The organism is Rhizobium sp. Nf11,1, from assembly GCF_050587665.1.
Lineage (GTDB): Bacteria > Pseudomonadota > Alphaproteobacteria > Rhizobiales > Rhizobiaceae > Rhizobium.
On record NZ_JBOBHU010000083.1, the window covers coordinates 1 to 464 of the forward strand.

The window sequence follows — 464 nt, forward strand, 5'->3', positions numbered from 1 at the left end:
CGATCTCCACCTTCTTCGGGGCGCTGAACGGCTATGTGCTGACCAAGTGGCGCTTTCCCGGCCATACGCTGGTGTTCGGGCTGATGCTGTTTGCCTGCTTCATCCCGTTCCAATCGGTGCTGCTGCCGATGGCGACCATTCTCGGCTCGCTCGGCCGCTTCGGCGTGACGCTGCAGAACGCCACCGGCTGGAACTTCGGCTTCGGCAATTCGACGGTCAACCTGGTCTTCGTCCATGTCGTCTACGGCCTCGGCTTCACGACGTTGTTCTTCCGCAATTTCTACGAGGCCTTTCCGACCGAACTGGTCAGGGCCGCCCAGGTCGATGGCGCCAGCTTCTTCCAGATCTTCCGCCGCATCATGCTGCCGAACTCGCTGCCGATCATCGTCGTCACGGTCATCTACCAGTTCACCAACATCTGGAACGACTTCCTGTTTGCCTCGGCCTATGCCGGCACCGGTGAC

The 464-nt window shown here is 60.8% G+C and carries 1 protein-coding gene; it reads left to right on the top strand.

The window, feature by feature from the left end:
* A partial coding sequence (locus tag ACQ7C1_RS31790) for a carbohydrate ABC transporter permease (RefSeq protein WP_430961227.1) occupies positions 1 to 464 on the top strand: 464 nt, incomplete at both ends.